Source organism: Pedobacter cryoconitis (genome assembly GCF_014200595.1).
Classification (GTDB): Bacteria; Bacteroidota; Bacteroidia; order Sphingobacteriales; family Sphingobacteriaceae; genus Pedobacter; species Pedobacter cryoconitis_C.
Window position 1 is genome coordinate 2,745,765 of the sequence record NZ_JACHCG010000001.1, and the last position, 17,066, is coordinate 2,762,830.

General features: G+C 40.1%; 16 protein-coding genes. 4 read left to right on the forward strand and 12 right to left on the reverse strand.

Going from position 1 to position 17,066, the window contains the following annotated elements; translation table 11 throughout:
- Positions 1–45: 45 nt before the first annotated feature.
- Positions 46–1,182 (forward strand): DEAD/DEAH box helicase, encoded by a 1,137-nt coding sequence (locus tag HDE70_RS11815; RefSeq protein ID WP_183869765.1) that lies wholly within the window; start codon positions 46–48, stop codon positions 1,180–1,182.
- A 70-nt stretch (positions 1,183–1,252) separates the two neighbouring features.
- On the opposite strand, the gene HDE70_RS11820 is transcribed toward HDE70_RS11815, so the two are convergent.
- The 7 genes from HDE70_RS11820 to HDE70_RS11850 all read right to left on the reverse strand — a co-directional run bounded on the left by HDE70_RS11820 (position 1,253) and on the right by HDE70_RS11850 (position 9,173).
- On the reverse strand, positions 1,253–2,098 hold the full coding sequence (locus tag HDE70_RS11820; RefSeq protein WP_183869764.1) for an AraC family transcriptional regulator: 846 nt from the start codon (positions 2,096–2,098) through the stop codon (positions 1,253–1,255).
- Positions 2,099–2,268: 170 nt separating this feature from the next.
- The gene (locus HDE70_RS11825) at positions 2,269–3,177 is read right to left on the reverse strand and encodes a helix-turn-helix domain-containing protein (protein ID WP_183869763.1); all 909 of its coding nucleotides are present in this window, start codon (positions 3,175–3,177) and stop codon (positions 2,269–2,271) included.
- A gap of 55 nt (positions 3,178–3,232) precedes the next feature.
- Complete coding sequence (locus tag HDE70_RS11830) at positions 3,233–3,997, reverse strand: SDR family NAD(P)-dependent oxidoreductase (protein ID WP_183869762.1); 765 nt, start codon at positions 3,995–3,997, stop codon at positions 3,233–3,235.
- A gap of 92 nt (positions 3,998–4,089) precedes the next feature.
- Positions 4,090–5,421, reverse strand: coding sequence for a xylose isomerase (xylA, locus tag HDE70_RS11835; protein WP_183890269.1), 1,332 nt, complete (start codon positions 5,419–5,421; stop codon positions 4,090–4,092).
- A 14-nt stretch (positions 5,422–5,435) separates the two neighbouring features.
- Positions 5,436–6,917: a xylulokinase gene (locus HDE70_RS11840; protein WP_183869760.1), complete on the reverse strand. Its 1,482-nt coding sequence runs from the start codon at positions 6,915–6,917 to the stop codon at positions 5,436–5,438.
- 5 nt (positions 6,918–6,922) lie between these two features.
- Complete coding sequence (locus HDE70_RS11845; RefSeq protein ID WP_183869759.1) at positions 6,923–7,489, reverse strand: gluconate 2-dehydrogenase subunit 3 family protein; 567 nt, start codon at positions 7,487–7,489, stop codon at positions 6,923–6,925.
- 4 nt (positions 7,490–7,493) lie between these two features.
- Complete coding sequence (locus HDE70_RS11850; protein ID WP_183890270.1) at positions 7,494–9,173, reverse strand: GMC oxidoreductase; 1,680 nt, start codon at positions 9,171–9,173, stop codon at positions 7,494–7,496.
- Positions 9,174–9,395: 222 nt separating this feature from the next.
- Between HDE70_RS11850 and HDE70_RS11855 the strand changes: the two genes are divergently transcribed.
- Together HDE70_RS11855 and HDE70_RS11860 are read left to right on the forward strand one after the other, a co-directional pair.
- A complete protein-coding gene (locus HDE70_RS11855; RefSeq protein ID WP_183869757.1) occupies positions 9,396–10,241 on the forward strand; it encodes an AraC family transcriptional regulator in 846 nt (281 codons plus the stop codon).
- A gap of 87 nt (positions 10,242–10,328) precedes the next feature.
- Complete coding sequence (locus tag HDE70_RS11860; protein ID WP_183890272.1) at positions 10,329–10,703, forward strand: DoxX family protein; 375 nt, start codon at positions 10,329–10,331, stop codon at positions 10,701–10,703.
- Positions 10,704–10,707: 4 nt separating this feature from the next.
- Here HDE70_RS11860 and HDE70_RS11865 read toward each other — a convergent pair whose 3' ends face one another.
- A complete protein-coding gene (locus HDE70_RS11865; protein WP_183890274.1) occupies positions 10,708–11,541 on the reverse strand; it encodes a DUF1080 domain-containing protein in 834 nt (277 codons plus the stop codon).
- A 98-nt stretch (positions 11,542–11,639) separates the two neighbouring features.
- On the opposite strand from HDE70_RS11865, the gene HDE70_RS11870 reads away from it, so the two are divergent.
- A complete protein-coding gene (locus HDE70_RS11870) occupies positions 11,640–12,395 on the forward strand; it encodes a hypothetical protein (protein ID WP_183890276.1) in 756 nt (251 codons plus the stop codon).
- 11 nt (positions 12,396–12,406) lie between these two features.
- On the opposite strand, the gene HDE70_RS11875 is transcribed toward HDE70_RS11870, so the two are convergent.
- Genes HDE70_RS11875 through fabD form a run of 4 tightly spaced genes read right to left on the reverse strand, consistent with a single transcriptional unit; the run spans position 12,407 to position 17,062 of the window.
- The gene (locus HDE70_RS11875) at positions 12,407–13,135 is read right to left on the reverse strand and encodes a 4'-phosphopantetheinyl transferase family protein (protein WP_183890278.1); all 729 of its coding nucleotides are present in this window, start codon (positions 13,133–13,135) and stop codon (positions 12,407–12,409) included.
- A gap of 6 nt (positions 13,136–13,141) precedes the next feature.
- Positions 13,142–13,795, reverse strand: coding sequence for an MBL fold metallo-hydrolase (locus HDE70_RS11880; protein WP_183890280.1), 654 nt, complete (start codon positions 13,793–13,795; stop codon positions 13,142–13,144).
- A gap of 12 nt (positions 13,796–13,807) precedes the next feature.
- Positions 13,808–14,764, reverse strand: coding sequence for an acyltransferase domain-containing protein (locus tag HDE70_RS11885; RefSeq protein WP_183890282.1), 957 nt, complete (start codon positions 14,762–14,764; stop codon positions 13,808–13,810).
- The gene (fabD, locus tag HDE70_RS11890) at positions 14,765–17,062 is read right to left on the reverse strand and encodes an ACP S-malonyltransferase (protein ID WP_183869750.1); all 2,298 of its coding nucleotides are present in this window, start codon (positions 17,060–17,062) and stop codon (positions 14,765–14,767) included. It abuts the gene before it with no gap.
- Between the last annotated feature and the right edge of the window lie 4 nt (positions 17,063–17,066).

Below are 17,066 nucleotides of genomic sequence, written 5' to 3' on the forward strand. Positions count from 1 at the left end.
GCTACCAACGATTTTTGTTTACTTTTACACGAAAAATTAAGTAATATGCCTTTTAAATCCCTCGGTTTATCGCCTGCTTTATTAATAGCACTGATAGATCAGAAATTCACAGTACCCACCCCTATTCAACAAACAGCTATACCAGCTATACTAAATAAAAAAGATGTCTTAGCCATTGCCAAAACAGGCTCTGGTAAAACTGCAAGTTATGTTTTACCGCTTTTAATGAACCTGCAACAAACATCAGGTGTAAAAAACCGCTATGCAAATGTATTGGTTCTGGTGCCTACACGTGAACTTGCTGAACAGGTTAAAGAGGTTTTCCAGACCTTCAGCAAAGCAATTCCTGAGCCTGTTAAAACACTGGCAGTGTATGGTGGTGTTTCTATTAACCCACAAATGATGGCTATGCAGGGTGTAAATATATTGGTTGCAACACCAGGCAGATTATTGGAATTAGTAGACTCAAAGGCAGTACACTTATCCAGTATTGAAGCGTTGGTACTGGACGAGGCAGATAAAATGCTTAACCTGGGATTTAAAGAGGAAGTCAACAAAATCATTGCGCTTTTACCTGAAAAGCGTCAAAACATACTACTATCAGCCACATTGAATGCCGATCTTCAACATATTCATCAAATCTTACTGCATGATCCTGTGGTTATCAAGATAGCTGAAGAAGAGGAATCGCTCGACCTGATCAACCAGGTAGCTTATATTGTTTCAGATGAAAAGAAAGGGCCGTTTTTACGTTACCTGATCAACCATCATGAAATGAAACAAGTACTGGTCTTTGCTTCTTCTGTTAAACAGGCTGATGCTATTGTCAACAAGCTTCGTAAAAATAATATTGATGCAAAAGCTATTCACAGTAAGAAAAGCCAGGGCGCAAGAACTGATGCTTTAACACATTTCAAATCAGGAAAGCTTAAGGTATTAGTAGCCACAGATTTAATGGCCAGAGGAATTGATATTAATTTCCTTCCTTTTGTGATCAATTATGAATTACCACGTTCACCAAAGGATTATGTTCACCGTATCGGAAGAACTGGCCGTGCAGATAAACCAGGAGATGCAATTTCATTGGTTAGCCAGAATGAATTACATCATTTTGAAATCATTCAAAAGAAAATGGGTAAAAAGGTAGACTTAATTGACAGCGAAAATATCTCTTTAGCTTAAAAAGAGTTAAAAAACAAAATCCCGCCAAATAATATATTTGGCGGGATTTTGTTTTTTAAAGGTTCATCACTTAAACTATTGCATTTTTACGAAATCCAGAAGGATTTTGACTTGTACTATTTTTAAAAAACCTGCTAAAATGAGCAGCATCTTCAAAACCAAGTTCATAGGCAATCTCTTTTGCAGATTTATCAGTATAAAATAATAACCTCTTGGCCTCATTAACAATACGGTCATGGATAATGGACATTGGAGAGTTATAATTGTATAGTGTAAAAATGTTGGATAATGTTTTAGGCGATTTATTCATCAAACCGGCATAGAACTGTACCTTATGTTCTTTACGGAAATTCCCTTCCACATAAAAATTAAACTGACGGATCAGATCAAACTTATCATCAATAAAAATAACATCACCAAAATACTGATCTCTGGCCAGCCTGGTCAATATGATAATAAAGCGTTTGAGTAAAGTCAGCAGCATATCTGTTTTAATATAATCTCCTGAATCAAATTCTTCAATAAATATCTCTATCAATGTGGAAATTTTTTGACGATGTTCCTGAGCTATTTCTATAAAAAGTTTTTTAGAATAACCCAGAAAGATCAGTCCGATACAGCTAATCTCTACATGGTTATCTGCCATGCAATAAAACTCCCTGTTATATTGCCAGATGGTTACTGTTTCAGGATTATGGAAATGAAAAGGCTGATTTGCATATATTGGAATAATGCTCCAGGAAGGAAAATCATAAGCCACTCCATCCACAGTTATTTTCTGTGGTTCACCAGTATTAAGCGCCAGCGTCAGGAAAATTTTGCTCCGATGTTCTTCAATCAGCTCATTAAGTTTCAATTCTCCGGTCAGAAAATGCATTTCACCTCTCCCGCTTCTATCTATATGTTGTAAACGCATCTGTATATTGAATAATCGTAATTTTTACACCTGCAAAATTAGCTGAACTGAAGGTAGGAAAGAATAGCATTTTTTCCTAAATCCTTGACACTTATTCAAATTGCTATTTATAGAAAATGGCCAATATCTTACATGTGGTAGCTTCTCCAGAAAACAAAATGCAATTAGAACTACGAGCGAAATGCAATTGGCGTAATCGAGGTTTGCTTTTTGAAGAAGTTTGAAAAGTGAGCCAGATCATCGAATCCTAAGCTATAACTGATGTCCGAAATACTCCAGTCCGTTTGCTTCAGCAATATTTTTGCTTCTTGAATGACCCGCAGTGTAATAATACTGGTCGTCGTTTGGCCAGAGCTTTCCTTCAATACTTTATTCAGGTGATTGACATGTACCGCAAGCCGGTCTGCATAATCCTTAGCCGTACGCAGCATCAATCTTTGCGCTGAAGTTTCAATTGGAAACTGTCTTTCCAATAGTTCCACAAACAATGAGGTGATTCTTTCCGCAGCATTTTGCACGACATGAAATGGAGATATAGGTTGTAATTTTTGTCCATAATGGATCACTTCCATCACGAAATTACGGATCAGATCATATTTATAAATATAGCTGGAGTCCATTTCCCTGTGCATTTTCCTGAAAATAATTTCAAGTTCGGCACTTTCTTCCGATGTCAGCTGAAAGATGGGCAATTGACCTGGCTGAAAGATAGGCAAATCATCCAAAGCTACCCCAACCTTATTTTTGGCCAGGAATTCTGCTGTAAAAATGCAGAAAAGCCCGGTCTGATCATCATCATGCGCTACCCAGTTATAAGGGATTTTTGGCGTTGCAAAAAGCAGGGCGCTTTCAGGGATTTCAATCACTTTATCAGCATATTCCGCCCTGTTTTTACCTCTGATCAAACTAATCTTATAATAAGCCCTTCTACTATAAGGCATAATCCGGGTACCGGTTTTCCGATCAAACAGTGTCTCAATGTCAAAAACATTGAAATGGCCAATCTCCCTGTTGATATCTACAGGAAGAGTGGCCGTAACTTTTTGATAAAATTCTTCTAAGGATGTTTCCTGAGGCATATATTTTTGCAATAATCAAATATAATATTCCTTATTGAAATTAATGTATCAGGTATTAAAGGCTCATTCCTCCTGAAACTTCAATACGCTGTGCAGTAATCCATTTAGCATCTGGTGTACATAAGAAAGCAACAACACCGCCAATATCTTCAGGCAAACCAACCCGGCCAAGCGCAGTAATACCACTGATGTGTTTATTAATCTGCTCATTGTCACGCACAACTCCACCTCCAAAATCAGTTTCGATAGCTCCTGGTGCTATGGAATTCGCATTGATCCCTCTGGCGCCCAGCTCTGCTGCAAGATACCTCGTGAAAACCTCTATTGCCCCTTTCATAGCTGCATAAGCAGAATACCCAAACATGCTCATCCGGGAAAGACCTGTAGAAACATTGACAATACCACCCTGATCATTCAGCAGCTCTAATGCCTTTTGTGTCAGAAAGTAAACCCCTTTAAAATGTACATTCATCAGTTGATCAAACACTTCCTCACTCATATCCTTAATTAAGGTATTGTGCCCCACCCCAGCATTATTGATTAAAAAATCAAATTTATCTGCATGGAATGTATCCTTAAGCGTTCCTCTTAATTGTTCAAAAAACGAATCAAAGCTCTTCAAATCACCAGTATCCAAACGCAGAGCTACCGCATTTTGTCCAGCCTCTTTAATTTGTGTAACCACTTTCTGTGCTTCTTCTTCTTTACTCAAATAAGTGATAATGACATCAATACCTTTCTCCGCAAGTTTAAGTGCCATATTTTTACCTAGTCCGCGACTACCGCCAGTAACTAACGCTATTTTACTCTTGTTCTCCATAATCATATCTTTATTTTGATACGACAAAGATCTGTTACTGAGTAACCTCTTGTTTGGAGATTTCAATCGGATATTTGCGAATTTCAAATAACCTAGATATATCTGTTAATCAGATTTTCCAGATATTCCTGTTTTCCGCTACGGACTTCGGGTTCTCCGTTTTGTACCGCATAGTTCCTCAAATCTTCTAAACTTAATTTACCCTGCTCAAATTCCGCGCCTTTACCACTATCAAAAGAAGCATAGCGATCAGCCCTTATCTTTTGATAATCTGATTTTTGAAGAATCGCATCAGCAGTAACTAAAGCCCTTGCAAAAATATCCATACCACCCACATGGGCATAAAACAAATCAGCAGGATCAGTTGAGTTTCTGCGAATCTTGGCGTCAAAATTTACACCTCCCCCTTTTAAACCGCCGCTTTCCAAAATAATCAGCATCGCTTCAGTCAGTTCATTGATATCTGTCGGAAACTGATCCGTATCCCATCCATTTTGATAATCGCCACGATTGGCATCTATTGACCCCAGCAAACCGCTATCCGCTGCAACCTGTAACTCATGCTGAAAAGTATGCCCGGCTAAAGTGGCGTGGTTCACTTCAATATTCATTTTAAAATCTGCAAGCAAATCGTACTCCTGTAAAAAGCTCTTTACCGTAGCAGCGTCATAATCATATTGATGTTTAGAAGGTTCACACGGTTTAGGTTCAATAAAAAATGTCCCTAAAAACCCTTGATTTCTTGCATAATCTTTCGCAGTATGAAGAAATTTAGCCAGATGCTCCTGCTCCCGTTTCATATTGGTATTTAATAAGCTCATGTAACCTTCTCTGCCGCCCCAGAAAACATAGTTCTCTCCGCCAAGCGCTATGGTTGCATCTAAAGCAGCTTTTACCTGTGCAGCGCCATGTGCCAGCACATGAAAATCCGGATTGGTAGATGCACCATTCATATAACGTTTATGGCTGAATAAATTGGCTGTTCCCCAGAGTAATTTGACTCCACTGCTGGCCTGTTTTTCTTTAGCATAATCAACCAAAGTTTGTAACCGGCGTTCATTTTCAGCAATATCATCTCCATAATCGACAATATCCACATCGTGGAAACAGTAATAAGGCAGTTGCATTTTGGTGATAAATTCAAAAGCAGCATCCATTTTATCTTTTGCCCGCTCTACTGCATCTTTCTTTTCATCCCACGGAAAAACATGTGTAGCTCCGCCAAAAGGATCACTCCCATTCCCATTAAATGAATGCCAGTAAGCGCAAGCAAACTTAAAATGTTCTTTCATGGTTTTACCGGCTACTATCCTATTTGGATCGTACCATCTAAAGGCCAGCGGATTATCACTTTCTAAACCTTCAAATTGAACTTGTGTTATTCCTTTAAAAAACTCTTTTTTTCCAATTACTATTCTTGTCATAATTTCTGTTTTATTCAGCTTGATAAAGCTTTATTTAGAAGATTTTTCCATTCAGTATACAGCGGCTCATAGGCTGCTGTATTTTTCGGCTCCAAATACCTGACCGGTTCATGATGAATGAACGCTTCTTCGGCATCTTCAAAAATCCCCGCACCAATACCTGAACCAATTGCAGCGCCCACACTGCCATCATTTTCATACAGCGCTACAGGCACACCGGTCACATCTACAAAGGTCTGTGCAAAAACCTCACTTAGAAACAGATTGGCCATCCCCGCCCTGATCACCTTTGGCTGCATACCGCTTTCCCGCATAATATCCAGCCCATAACGAAATGCAAAGGCTATTCCCTCTTGTACCGCTCTGAATATTTCGGGCTTTCCATGCAGGTTAAGGTCAATTCCAAGCAATTGTGCACCCGTATATTTATTTTTCAGTATACGTTCTGCACCATTGCCAAAAGGCAGGACTTTTAAACCTTTGCTACCTATAGGTGCAGTCGCAGCAAGTTCATTCAGCGCCTCATAAGACAAATTTGGTGCGAAATTATGTTTTGCCCACCGGTACATACTTCCGGTTCCATTGATGCACAACAATACACCTGTATGTTTTTGAGTTGTACTGTAAGTCACATGAGCAAACGTATTGACTCTGGATTCCGGATCATAAATTAACGCATCGCTAACACCATAAATCACGCCGGATGTGCCGGCAGTTGCCGCAACCTCCCCCGGTCTGAGTACGTTTAAAGACAGTGCATTATTAGGCTGGTCACCTGATTTATAAGCAACCGGAATTCCTTCCTGCAACCCCAATTGTTCCGCAATGTCTGCCTTTAATTGTCCATGCACAGAGAATAATGGTTTGATAACAGGAATTAAATCCTGATCAAAACCATAATATCCCATGATATCTTTTGATAACTTATCCGAACTAAAATCCCAGAATATACCTTCAGACAATGCAGAAATACTCGTTGTGATACTTCCGGTCAGTTTCATCGCAATAAAATCACCCGGAAGCATTGCTTTAGCTATCTTTTTATAAATTTCAGGCTCGTTATTCTTAACCCAGGCCAGTTTTGAAGCTGTAAAATTACCCGGGGAATTGAGCAGCTGATGTAAACATCTATCCTGCCCGATTTCTGCAAAAGCTTCTTCTCCCAATTCAACCGCTCTGCTGTCACACCAGATTATACTATCCCGCAGCACGTTCTGTTCTTGATCCACAATGACCAGTCCATGCATTTGATAAGCAATACCAATAGCCTTGATCTGCTCCGGATCAAAACTTCCAATGGCATTTAACCTGAGCACAGCGTGAATTGCATTTTGCCACCAATCTTCAGGAGACTGTTCAGCCCAGCCCGGATGGAGAGATTTAATTTCCACCTCTTGATCAGGATACTGCGCTGTGGCAATCCTTTTCCTGGTTTGTATATCCACCACCGAAACCTTGATGGAAGATGTACCGATATCGATTCCTAGTAAATACATATAAACTAAGCCCAGGCTTTATCGCCTTTTTTATAAGGAACTGATCCTTCATAATGGCCTGGTACAGCGATGTAACGCATTGCCTTAGTACAACCGGGTTCTGAAGAAAAATACCCCAAAAGTGTCAATTGCTTCATCATGGTAAAATAATGGGCAGGTAAGTCACCTCTTTTAGCCTGATATGCTTTAGCTTCCTGATCCAGTATAACCAGTAAGGCCGGTTTTTGCTCCTTGCTGGCCTTCATAAATTCACAGCCATGCATCTTTTCACAGGCTGCATTGAGTTTAGCAATCCCCTCCTTAAATACTTTCTGATCTTTTTCTTCATAACAATCATTCACCATCACCGTCATAAAAGCCCCCACTTTAGCCGCCTTGGCTCCGGGAGTTTTTGTAGCAGGTAATATCGTATCAGCTACTTCGTCCAAAAAATCCTGATCCTGCCTGCTAAAGATTGAATTATTTAGCAATTTTCCCTTTTCAGGGCTACAGCCAGTCAGTAAAGCATTACCTCCAATCATCACACCACCAGTAAGCAGTGCAATCATCTTTAAAAGTTCTCTTCTTTCCATCCGCTTAAATGTTATTTTTCTTTAATTCACTCACGGCATAATCTACCGCTCTTGCCGTTAAAGCCATATAAGTTAACGAAGGGTTCTGGCAAGCTGAAGAAGTCATACAAGCGCCATCAGTCACAAATACATTCATGCAGTCCCAAACCTGGTTCCATTTATTCAAAACGGAGGTCTTTGGATCTCTACCCATTCTTGCTGTTCCCATTTCATGGATACCATGCCCTAAAGCATGCCCGTTGTCCCAGGTATTGATATTTTTTATTCCTGCGGCATCAAACATTGCCCTCATTTCTTCCTTCATGTCTTTGCGCATTTTGAACTCATTCTCCTTCAACTCCGCATCCATAGCCAGCACAGGCAAACCCCACTTATCTTTTTTATTTTTATCCAGAGAGACTTTATTCTCGTGATAAGGAAGGATTTCACCAAACCCGGTTGCCCCGATTGTCCATTTCCCCGGTTCTGCTAAAGCATCCTTAAAATCGCCGCCAATATTCAGTTCGGCAATCTCCCTGCCCCATCCTTCCCTGCTTGCACCTCCCTGGTAGCCGAAGCCACGCAGGTAATCTCTTTTATCACCCCCTAAATTCACAAATCTCGGGATATAGAATCCATTGGCTCTTCTGCCAAATACATACTGATCTTCAAAACCCTCAACAGATCCTGAAGCGCCTACATTATAATGATGATCCATTACGTTATGCCCTAATTCACCACTGCTGCTTCCTAAACCACCCGGCCAGACATCGGTTGCAGAGTTAAATAATACCCAGGCTGTATTTAATGTAGAAGCGCATAAGAAAACGATCTTGCTTTTGAACTCATAAGTCTGATTAGTCTCTGTATCGAGTATCTCTACTCCTGTTGCCTTTTTTGAATTCTTGTCATATAGCACCTGTTTCACTAATGAATAAGGTCTTACCGTAAGATTTCCGGTTTTCATTGCCGCTGGTAAAGTAGATGATTGTGTACTGAAATAACCACCAAACGGACATCCTTCCCAACAGCGGTTTCTAAACTCACATTTTGTTCTTCCGGGAATGGCAGCGGTCAGGTTAGCCACCCTCCCAATAATTAGATGTCTCTTTTCATGGTACTCCTTTTTTATTCTTTGTGCCATATCCTTCTCGACACAATTTAATTCCATAGGCGGTAAAAAGTGTCCATCAGGTAAATGCGCAATATTTTCTATAGAGCCACTGATCCCTGCAAATTTCTCTACATGGTCATACCATGGGGCAAGATCTGCATAACCAATCGGCCAGGGTGTGGCAATACCGTCCTTCTCATTTCCTTCAAAGTCCAGCTGACTCCAGCGATAAGATTGTCTGCCCCATAAAATAGAGCGTCCGCCCATCCGGTAACTGCGCCACCAGGTAAATGGTTTGGTTTCCGTATAAGGACAATCCTGTTCATTTGCCCAACCATCCATTACCGCCTCATTGGCTGCCCATCCGCGATGAATAACAGGATATTTCTTTTTCTGTTCGGCTGTTGTAGCACCACGGTGTTCAAACTCCCAGGGATTTTTCTGTGCCGTCTTATAATCTTTGATATGATCATAAGGCCCTCCGCGTTCTAACATCAGGACTTTTAAACCTTTTTCACAAAGTTCCTTTGCCGCCCAGCCACCGCTGATACCGGAACCGACTACAATCGCATCATATGTACTATCTTCCATAATCAGCTTTTATTGATATTTCATTCATAAAAATATATTTGGTTTTATTCAGGTTAAAATTGTCTCCGCGTCAAAGAATTCGTTAGTTTTAAATCTACAGAATAACACAAGCCCTGTTCAACCGTTATTTATTGAAAAAAATCTGCTATCTGATCACTTATTGGATTTAGCATCGTTATTTCATGTTCAGATAGCAGTTGAATCACATACATTTTCAGTTTTATGAAGACACTTATTCAGAAAATCCATGTGGAAGAATACAACTCTTTCGCTTGCCGGACTTACAAAACACCTGATTTTGAAACGGCCTGGCATAAGCACCTGGAATGTGAATTAATTCTGATTACCGAAGGAAACGGGACTGCATTGATAGGTGATTATATTGGAGAATATAAGCAAGGAGATATCTTTTTGCTCAATACAAACGTACCACACTGGTTTAGAAAATCACAGAATATCATCATTGGAAGCGCAATTGTAATTCATTTCATGAGAGATTTCTGGGGTGAAGGCTTTCTGGCCTTGCCGGAGATGAAAAATATAGCCGGGCTATTAGACAGTGAAAATACAGGGATTCAGCTCCAGGAAAACTTATCAGATGATGTCGCTGTATTGATCAGACAACTGGAATTTGCCGCAGGGATTGAGCGTATCCAGCTCCTGATTAATTGTATGCAGAAGATTAGTACTTCAACGCAGCAAAAGATTATTACGACTGCTTTTGATACGATGACCAGCGGTGAAGAAAATTCAGTCATTGAAACGATCATAGACTATTCCTTTAAGCATTTTCTGGATCCGATTTCTTTAAAAGAAGTAGCAGGGATTACCAGTATGTCCATTCCTGCATTCTGTCGTTTTTTTAAGAAGAATATTAAAAAAAGTTATTTTGATTTCATAAAAGAGATCAGGATCGGGCATGCCTGTAAATTATTAAGAGAAACAAACCGGCCTGTTTTAGAAATATGTTATGATAGTGGTTATAACAGCTGGGCACATTTTAGCAAGCAGTTTAAGGCGGTTACCAGGATCCCTCCATCAAAATATAGAAAGCAACATATCAAATAAAACAATCTCTTGCCATTTTTTTTCAGGCTAACCTATTGATTTTCAAATTTTAAACAGTAATTTAAATTCCACCAAAATCTAATTAAAATGAAAATCGTAAAAACTGTACTCTGTATCCTGTTCGGTCTGATGTTTATCAATGCCGGATTAAACAAATTCTTTAATTACATGCCCATGCCAAAAATGAGCGCGGAGCAAATGAAGCTCATGGAAGCTTTTGTTAGAATTTCCTGGCTGATGCCCTTAACAGGAATTGTTGAAATTATAGGTGGCCTGCTGTTTATGCTACCGAAGTACAGAGCGCTGGGCGCTATTGTTATTTTGCCAGTTATGGTAGGTATTATAGTTCATAATGCTATTTTCGAACCAAGTGGTCTGGTTATCGCCTTGCCATTTTTCCTGATCAATCTTTGGATAATCGGAGCTAATTGGTACAAATACAAACCAATGATCAATGAATAAGGATTTATTCGTTTAAAACCTTTGCAATGACCTGAGCTAAATCGGTCTTATTTTTTGCGTAAGGCTCCAGATTATAGAGCCTTACCTTTTTAAATTCAATAGGATGACTTTCGCTTTGTAAAGAAATGTAGCCGCCGGTCAACGCTTTGCCATCTACTTTGATTTTCGGATCGTAGTTGGATACATTCCCCCCACCGATCTGAGGTTTTGTATATTCAAGCACTACTTCTTTATCAATAATATGTTTAATTACGGAATCTCCTAAAACTAAGAATTCAGCAGTAACCCATTGATCACCAGCATAAGTTTTTGATCTGGAATCTAAACAATGTGGGGTAAAGAGTTTTCCTTCATACACGATCTGCGTACCGGGCGTGCAGACATTGCTGGTATGGCGATCGTGTGTGCCATCACCACCCAGAAGCTGTCCTTCTACAGAAATTGGAAAATCCTGATCCTTCAGCATAGTTTCAGGTGCCTGCCCATGCAGCATAGCTCCGCTATTTCGATAAGCCCAGCCTTCTCCTCCTTTAGCCTGTTCACCAACAAAACGATAGGTTATTTTTAACAGATAATAAGAGAAAGGTTTTTTATAAAATATATGGCCATATTGCTGATCGAAATCTTTATAACCGTCATAACTTACTTTCATCAGCCCGTCTTCTACACGAAAGGTATTTGCATAATTCTCGTTATAGTTATGCTTGGAAATTTTAATATTCCAGTCTTTCAGATCTTTTCCATTAAAAAGATCAATCCAGCCTTTTTGAGCGGAGGATTGGTTTACAAATAAAAAAGTAAGCGCAATAAAAAGCGAAAAGCTGATTTTTGATTTCATACGGCAAGACAAATGGTTAGCTTTTAAAAGTAGGTATTTAAATCAAAGCAGACAATAAAATGAACATTATAACTATTTTGCTACCGATTTAGCAAATTATGTATCATATCACAACAACAAATTTAGAACAGCAGGAGTCCGCTTCCCGGATTGGCGGAGCAGCCAATATTGAAATCGCAGATTACCCTGTTTGTCCGGTTACCCAAAAGCCAATGTTGCTTTTAATGTCTTTAAAGAAAGATCTTTTTGATGCCGGTTATGCGGTTAATAATTTACTGGAAGACAGCAACTACGCTATCAGTATATTCTTATCAGTAAAAATACATCCGGAATTCGGGGTTGGCAGTAATATGCCAGGCATGTATACTGTTAATGACCCGAAACAGGCAGAGAAAATGAAGAATGGTACAGTAAAAGTTATTTTACATTATGATACAGGACGGGCTGTGGAGATGGCAGATTTGCCAATTCCGATTCCTGAGCAGAAAATAGTGCTGACCAGATTCTCGGAGCAAGAAGGCAAAGAAGATTTTCCCGCAGGGCAGGAATGGTTTGAAGGCTCAAAATTAACCACCTCAAAATTTGGGGCACAATTTCCCGCCTGGTTACAAGACCCTATAAATATAGATCCTGAACTCATGGCAAATTTTGCTTCCATATTCGGAGGTTTTTTTGGTCCGGAGTTTATTTTGCAGCTTGAAGACAAATTGATTTCTGAGCTCAGCCCTGTCCATAGTGGTCTTTTAGGCACTGACGGAATTGGCTATTTATATTTACCGGTAAGCGTAAGAAATTTCGTCAAAAAATACCAGCGGCCAGTTGAAATCGGAAACTTCTTTATCCAGGATACCTGATCTTACATTTTTTATAAATACAAATGCCTGATCACCTTCAGGTCTAATTCACTTTTCCTGGGCAAAACAATGGACCAGGCATAACCATCAGCCAGCCATGATAAAGACTGATACTGAGGAAAATTAACAAAATGACAAATCACAATATCATCCTGACGCTGTACATTATCAATTTCAAACAACTCAAAAGGGGTCATTAAACCCGTTTTCAGCACTTTAGACAATGCTTCTTTCATCGTCCATAAAAGTGTAAGACTTTTGCCCGGATCGCTATGGATCAGCTGGAGTTTATTCTGCTCTCCCAAAGCGACGATGTCCCTGATGGTTTCACTTTGCTCCTGCTCCACCAATTCGACGTCTACCCCCATAGGATGACTCTCCGGGTAAACTATAGCAATTCCCATTTCTTCTCTGTGTCCGATACTGAGTTGTATATTTCCTGTACCCGGTAAATACACTATAGGCTGCTGAAATATTCCGGCAGCGATCTCTACCTCTGTCATCACGAAGTTTTCCAGAAAGGCGAACAATGCTCTTTTAGCAGCAAACCTTCCCAGCAAATAACTATGCTGCACTCTTGCAAATTTCAGGGTCTCAAAGAAATTCAGTTCATTAGGGTGCAAAAATGAATAACGAATGTTCTTTAACTCACTCAGGGTCTGGTTCACAATAGCAATGGCGGCAGGAAATACGCCGTCAGCCCGCTGCAAAACAAGTTTTTCAACAACAATACTACGCATCAGAAATTATTTAAAAGCAAAAGGATCAGGTTGATTTTTCCGCATTCTGAATTCTACAAAAGCCTCTCTGCGGTTCAGCAGAAAATAGATATTATTCCGGAATAAAAAGCTGAGTTCTTTACCTGGAGTTTGTCCAAAGGAATGTCCCGGCCAGATCAGCGTATTCGCTGGCAGATATTGCTTTATAAATTGTACTGAATAAAACAAGGAATTTACATTCAGATCATCGCTGATCCCTACCCCTTCTATAAAAACAGTATCTCCTGTAAAACAATGTTCACCAATCAGATAACATGTACTTCCTTTAGTATGACCGGGGGTCAGTAGTGCCGTAACTGTAAAGTCATCAATTACAAACTCCTGTAAATGCTGTACCGCAACCAGCTGTGGACAGGTAAAACTATATTGCCGGATTTCAATCGCCGACATATAAACAGGCACTTCATGTTTTTCTGCAAAAGCAGCCGCCAGGTTCGTATGGTCATGATGCGCATGCGTTAAAAGAATACCTTTCAATATAATTTGATTATCCTGCAAAAAATCATTGATCAACTCGTAATCCCATGCAGGGTCTACCAGAATACCAGCGTTATCTTCATAAATAAGATAACACTGATTTTTTATATTTTCATTCGATACCCGAAAAAGTTTGACTTCCATGTTATTCTGTTTTTACCCGATAATAGCCTGTAACTTTTTCAATTGCTTCATTTCTCCCTTATAGGGGCTCATAATTTGAAATATTTCAGATTCAGTATCCGATTGTAAATTGTATTTAACAAAAGCAGCACTGGTTCCCGAAGGCCCCATGTCAATATATAAACAAGGACCCATATTTTCAAAAAAACTAACTGTTTCCGGAAAATTAGTGTACCGGCTCACCACCTGCCAGAAATAATCATCCGTCAGTACATCCATCTCTTTTGCTGTAAAACCAGACACAAAACCAGGTTTAGGATTGCCCAAAGCAGTCGCAGAGGCTGTATACTGACTAAAACTAACACTTGCCTGTTGTAATAAAGGAGAATGAAACGGACAGGTTACCTGCAAACGGAAAAAGTTGATTTCCCGGCGGGAAAGTTCCTGTTCAAACAGTTCTAAATCCTGCATTCTGCCCGATAAAGTGAAATGTCCATTAAAATTATTTGATGCAAGAAATAGCCCATGCTGTAAATAAAGGTCTTTCAATTTTTCTTCCTCCGTTAATACAGCCAGCATTCCCCCATCGATATCACTGCGGCATATTGACTTTGCCTGTTCTATAGCAGCCTCTATAGCCGCAGTGGCATCCCAGATTCCATTAGCCACGCCCGCAGCAAATTCCCCTAAACTATTACCAGATACAAAATCTGGCTTGATCCCCATATCTGTGATCACTTCGTACAAAGCAATTTCAACAGCAACAATTGCCGGATGCGTAATCAGCAGTTCCTCAAAAGGCTCTTCTTTTTTCGTGTAAAGTTCTTCAATCAAAGAGCTGTTCAGTTGTTTCCGGACAATTTTATCCATCTCTTCCAGGCTGCTTCTGAACTTCGGGTATTGTTCAAACAATTCCCTGCCCATGCCCCGGTAATGACTTCCCTGCCCGGAAAACAACAATACAATAGGTTTCAAACCGCTTTTAATCATTTAATTGTTTACCATTAAAGCAGCATCCTCTAATAATTTCGCCGCACCAACCATAATACTAATACCTATTTCATCTACATGGCGCTTTTTCCAGCTCTCCTGCTGCGTACCCTTTACCCATTGGTTAAAAGCACCCAGGGCAGAACCTGTATGGATTTGGAAATTGGTCTTATTTTCTATATTCCCTTCAAATGCTAGTTTGTTCGTATATCCAAAATACCAGCGGAATACCAAAGCCATTTTATTCTTTGAATTCTGTTCCGCTTTGATAATTTCAGCTTCTGCTCCTGCTGCTTTACAGTAAACCCTTACTTCGTCCCATATTTCGGCTATTGTTTTACCAAAATAGGTCTTCTCTAACTGGATCAATGTCTTTTCAGGGATCTCATCCAACCCGTTATACTGATTATATAAGGCATAAAGTTTGTTAGCTCTGGCGGCAAACAGTACTCCCTTGCGCAATACCTGTACTTTCGCCCCGATTTCAAACATGTCACCGGCTGGCGCATAATCCGTATCCTGAACATTGATATCTTGTAAAAGGTCTTTTACAGCATCACTGGTTCCTGCTTCCACAGTACATTGGTTAATAGACCCTGTGAGGATGAAATCTGCGCCCATTACATAAGCACAAGTTGCAGCTTGTGGTGTACCGATACCACCCGCAAGCCCTACACGAATAGTTTGACCATAAGCATATTCTTTTGAGATATCTGCTCTTAAACGTTGAATTGAAGGCAGCAAAACCATTGCAATTCCACGATCAGTATGACCGCCCGAATCTGCTTCCACACAAATATCATAACTCATAGGGACTAACTTAGAAAGCGATGCCTGCTCTTCACTAATCAACCCATCTTCTACCAAACGTTTCACCATCTTTTCTGGCGCCGGCCGCATAAAAACCTCTGCAACCTCCGGTCTTGATACTTTCGCAATTATTTTATGCTTGCAAAGCACTGCACCATCAGCTCCTTTTTCTAAACCTTTCAATCTATAGTAAACCAGGGCCGGCATCATCTGCATATAGGCAGAAGCCTCGATGTTGGTTACCCCATAACGAAGGAAAAGTTCAGCAGCCTTCATTTCAAATGCAGGATCATTCAGATTATGCAGAAAATTGACACCATAGGCTTCGCCATTGGTTAATTCTTGCTGGATCTGTATAATATTCTGTTCCATTTCTGCTAATGACATTCCACCAGTCCCCAGAAAACCAAGCATCCCTGCTTTTGCCAGTTTCACGACAAGCTGACGGGAGGCAATTCCTCTGTACATAGCTCCGGCAACATAAGCGTATTTCACGCCATAATCTTTACGGAACGCCTGGCTTCCCAAACGCGTAGATAAGCAGGTTTTGCCAGCTGTTTTTCCATTTACTTTGATAGGTATACCATTGGTATGTGGTTTTTCTTCAGCAATCACTTTTTCTTCCACAACTACCCTTTCTTCCACTATCGGTGTACAGTTTTCCTTAATTTCATTGACCATTTTAGTCAGGATAACACTGCCCGTTTCTTCATAATCATCAACACCTTTTCCCATTAACGTCCGGATTGTATCTGTCCATTGCACAGAACTTTCAATCTGTTTAGCCAGTAAATCAGTTACCTGATTATCCTGATAAGCTTTTGCCGTTACATTAGCAATTACAGGAGTCTGTAACGCGGAGAAACTAAAATTCTTTAAAAACTCTTCAAACTCGATTGCCGCAGGCTTCATATACCTGGAATGGAAAGGGGCACTTACAAAAAGCGGAAAGATCTTGATCTTCCTGGCTTCAAATTCCTGTACAATTCTGTTGATCGCATCCTGCGGGCCAGCGATCACAATTTGTGTAGGTGTATTGATATTTGCAATATCAATATCAGTATACCCACCCTCGTCTAACATTTGCTGTACAGCCTCTACTTTATGACCCAATACCGCAGCCATTCCACCACCAGATGCAGCAGCCATCAATGCCCCTCTTTTTTGAACTAACCTCAGTCCCGTTTCAAAACTAAACGCTTCTGCCGCCAGTAAAGCATTGTACTCGCCCAGGCTATGGCCAATAAAATAATCAGGCTTAGTTCTCGGCTGACTTGCATAATAAGTAAACGCATTCACCACATAAAGTGCCGGCTGTGTAAATGCCGTTTTCCCAAGCTGACGCTCAGGATCTTTGATACATAACTCTTCCAGATCATACCCTAATATATCAGAAGCCAGTATAGTTTCCTGTTTAAATGTATCAAAAAAAGCCTTTCCCATTCCTTTGTATTGCGATCCCTGTCCGGGAAACATAACTACTTTCATATCT

Bases quoted from the DNA above. Each gene is read 5' to 3' on its own strand.
- HDE70_RS11815 (WP_183869765.1), top strand. From the start codon at position 46: ATGCCTTTTAAATCCCTCGGTTTATCGCCTGCTTTATTAATAGCACTG.
- HDE70_RS11820 (WP_183869764.1), bottom strand. From the start codon at position 2,098: ATGCGTTTACAACATATAGATAGAAGCGGGAGAGGTGAAATGCATTTT.
- HDE70_RS11825 (WP_183869763.1), bottom strand. From the start codon at position 3,177: ATGCCTCAGGAAACATCCTTAGAAGAATTTTATCAAAAAGTTACGGCC.
- HDE70_RS11830 (WP_183869762.1), bottom strand. From the start codon at position 3,997: ATGGAGAACAAGAGTAAAATAGCGTTAGTTACTGGCGGTAGTCGCGGA.
- xylA (WP_183890269.1), bottom strand. From the start codon at position 5,421: ATGACAAGAATAGTAATTGGAAAAAAAGAGTTTTTTAAAGGAATAACA.
- HDE70_RS11840 (WP_183869760.1), bottom strand. From the start codon at position 6,917: ATGTATTTACTAGGAATCGATATCGGTACATCTTCCATCAAGGTTTCG.
- HDE70_RS11845 (WP_183869759.1), bottom strand. From the start codon at position 7,489: ATGGAAAGAAGAGAACTTTTAAAGATGATTGCACTGCTTACTGGTGGT.
- HDE70_RS11850 (WP_183890270.1), bottom strand. From the start codon at position 9,173: ATGGAAGATAGTACATATGATGCGATTGTAGTCGGTTCCGGTATCAGC.
- HDE70_RS11855 (WP_183869757.1), top strand. From the start codon at position 9,396: ATGAAGACACTTATTCAGAAAATCCATGTGGAAGAATACAACTCTTTC.
- HDE70_RS11860 (WP_183890272.1), top strand. From the start codon at position 10,329: ATGAAAATCGTAAAAACTGTACTCTGTATCCTGTTCGGTCTGATGTTT.
- HDE70_RS11865 (WP_183890274.1), bottom strand. From the start codon at position 11,541: ATGAAATCAAAAATCAGCTTTTCGCTTTTTATTGCGCTTACTTTTTTA.
- HDE70_RS11870 (WP_183890276.1), top strand. From the start codon at position 11,640: ATGTATCATATCACAACAACAAATTTAGAACAGCAGGAGTCCGCTTCC.
- HDE70_RS11875 (WP_183890278.1), bottom strand. From the start codon at position 13,135: ATGCGTAGTATTGTTGTTGAAAAACTTGTTTTGCAGCGGGCTGACGGC.
- HDE70_RS11880 (WP_183890280.1), bottom strand. From the start codon at position 13,795: ATGGAAGTCAAACTTTTTCGGGTATCGAATGAAAATATAAAAAATCAG.
- HDE70_RS11885 (WP_183890282.1), bottom strand. From the start codon at position 14,764: ATGATTAAAAGCGGTTTGAAACCTATTGTATTGTTGTTTTCCGGGCAG.
- fabD (WP_183869750.1), bottom strand. From the start codon at position 17,062: ATGAAAGTAGTTATGTTTCCCGGACAGGGATCGCAATACAAAGGAATG.